A 2,920-nucleotide genomic window follows, 5' to 3' on the forward strand; every position below is an offset into this window, starting at 1 on the left:
TGTGGTGACGTTACCATCAAAGGCCTGTTGTGCGGGATAGTTGTATTCGCCAGCATCAATCCAGGAGGTGGCGGTGGCAGTGGGGTGATTAGGACCACCCGGCGTGCGATCCGCATAAAATGTTAGCGAGATATCGTCTTCTCGATGTTTGGGGTCAATATTCTTAAAGACCCAAGACAAACCATCAGCCTTCTTGGCATATCCCTTTGGGTTAACGACATTACTTGGCGGAACCCCGTATCCTATATCCCTGTATGCCTTGGCATCCGGTTTAAAGTTATCCCAGGAGAGACCGCTTGTAAACGTCAGGTTAACATCGGCGCGCCCGATCGCTCCCTTCCAACTGCCGCCGGTACGCAACACATAAACAAAGTGGGTCGAAGCAGATTTCTCAGCTGAAACAGTACCACCGTGAGCGCCGATATAGCGGTTTACAATAACCCTCGTCTCGCCCGCCTTAAACGGCACTTCCTGCATAAACCAGTTGGATTTCTCGCCGAAATCATCATAGCCTTTCTGGCCGGGCTTGAACGTTATCTCGGTTTTCTTCACCGGGATTTCGTTACCATCGACAAACGCCCGGAATATCGACATGGGGACGTAGTCGCCTTCGGGGCCGTCCCTCTCGGGAAACCCCATCAAAACCGCTTGCGCCTTCCCCTCGTTTTTGAACTGGTACGCGCACTCTACCTCGGCAAATCCCAAATGCAGGATAACGTTGACGACCTCTTTTTGCATCACGATATCCTTGCTATTCTGAGGCATCGGCGCCTCCCCAACGCCACCGGCATAGCTATCATCAGCATACGCAGCTGTCGGCAACGCCATCAAGAAAACAACAAAGGCAAGCAACAGGATTTTTCGCATCATAGGTCACCTTATCCCTCTATCCGAGCGCATAGTTAAGATAGGATAATACTAGTACAACAAAGCCTAAATTTCGACAGGATAGATTTACCAGCAGAACGGGCTACGACCGGTCATAGATATACTGCGCCCTGACCAGGCGTATTTCTTCATACGAGACGTCAACACCGAGTTTTTCTTTGATGGGGCGCAGAACCTCGGGGCCTACCTCTTGCATGGCTTCAACTATCCTCGTCTGGCGCTCTAACGGGACGATATGCTCGATTGCGATGTCTTCGCCGCTTAGGATAAGGGCTTCTAAATGGTTTACGATCGTACGGATATTAAGGGAACGCACTTGCGCCATCTCGCCCAGGCTAAGGCCCTGTTTGTAGAGCGCGAAGGTCTCCTGGATAGTCGAGGTTTTGGCCTCGGAGGGCCGCTTCTCTTTAACCACCCGTGCCGGGCGTTTGGGCTTGATCGGTTTTGGCTCGATACCATGCGAAGCGCAATACTCGCCGATGCTATTCGTGAACGCCTCGCCGTATTTCTCGAGCTTCACCTCACCCACACCGGTGATGTTAGCAAGTGAGTCCAAGTCGCAGGGAAAGTATTTCGCCATCTCTTTGAGCGTCGTGTCGTGAAAAATCGCGTAGGGAGGCAGCTCCGCGATATCGGCCAGAGTCTTTCTAACGCTGCGCAGGATCTCAAACAAGTCGCCATCGACATCCTTATCGGTAACGGCGCCATTGCCACCCCTTGTATCGCGTTTACTACGGCCGTCGCTGGCAAAGTGCCCGCCCGCATCGGCCAGAGTATCGAGAACCATATGCTCGTTCAGACAGATATCGCAGGCGCCGCAGCTCTCATCTTCGAATTCCTCGCCGAAATACGCCAGAAGCACCTTGCGCCGGCAGGTACTTCCCTCGCAGTAGTCGACCATCTCTTTAAGCATTTTGTATGCGGTAGAACGCTCCCTGGGGTCTTCCTTCTGCCTGATAAAATACTGGATTTTGGCCCTATCTGCGGGGCTGTAAAACAGGATACATTCGCCCGGCAGGCCGTCACGGCCGGCGCGCCCCGTCTCCTGGTAGTAACTTTCGATGTTTTTGGGCAAGTCGAAGTGGATGACGTAGCGCACGTTGGGTTTATCGATGCCCATCCCGAAGGCAATGGTCGCCACAATGATCTCGGCGTCATCGCGGATGAATCGCTCCTGGTTCGCGGTTCGCTTCTCGGCGCTTAAGCCTGCATGGTACGGCAGGGCGCGGTAGCCCTCCTGCTGCAGGTCGTATGAAAGGGCATCTACCTGCTTGCGGCTCTGGCAATAGATAATGCCGGAATCCCGTGAATGCTCGTTAAGATAGTGCAATAGCCGGCTGTATGCATTTGCCTTGGGCTCGACCCTATAGGTGAGGTTTATACGGTTAAAGCTCGCGCGATAGCGTTTACAAGCGGCGATGTTGAGCTGCTCGGCGATATCGTCGCGCACGTGAAGCGTCGCGGTCGCCGTGAGTGCGATAATCGGCGTCGCGGGAAAATTAGTTTTAAGGCTTGCGAGCTGGCGGTACTCCGGCCTAAAATCATGCCCCCACTCCGAGATGCAATGCGCCTCGTCGACCGCGAAGAGGCTCACAGGAAGCCGCTTTAGAAGATCGAGAAACTGCGGCATCATCAACCTCTCGGGGGCGACATACAGCAGCTTGACCTCACCCCGCTCGAGCGCGGCCCGCACCCTGGTCATCTCCGCGGGGGTGAGCGAGCTGTTGATGCAGGCAGCCGGTACGCCATTTTCAATAAGGCCGTCCACTTGGTCTTTCATAAGAGCGATCAGGGGAGACACCACGACGGTAAGCCCATCTAACAACAGCCCCGGAAGCTGGTAGCAGAGCGACTTACCCCCTCCCGTCGGCATAAGAACCAGCGCGTCGCTGCCGCCTAGAATATCCTTAACGATGGCCTCCTGCAGAGGCAAAAAGCTGGTGTAACCAAAATACTTGTTAAGTGTTGAAAGCATGCGCCCTCCAGAATAGCGGTTATTTGTTCATTACTCCAAATGCACAAATGCACCTTA

1 protein-coding gene and 1 pseudogene are annotated in these 2,920 nt (G+C 53.9%); both read right to left on the reverse strand.

Annotated elements, in window-relative coordinates:
• Positions 1-870: pseudogene (locus ACYC56_RS14170) on the reverse strand (hypothetical protein); the annotation flags it as partial.
• Between the two features lie 100 nt (positions 871-970).
• Positions 971-2,863, reverse strand: a complete 1,893-nt coding sequence (locus ACYC56_RS14175; protein WP_461374821.1) for a RecQ family ATP-dependent DNA helicase — start codon at positions 2,861-2,863, stop codon at positions 971-973.
• Positions 2,864-2,920: the final 57 nt, after the last annotated feature.

Source organism: Candidatus Aquicultor sp. (assembly GCF_054640775.1).

Coding starts and splice junctions, on each gene's coding strand:
- ACYC56_RS14175 (WP_461374821.1), bottom strand. CDS start 2,863: ATGCTTTCAACACTTAACAAGTATTTTGGTTACACCAGCTTTTTGCCT.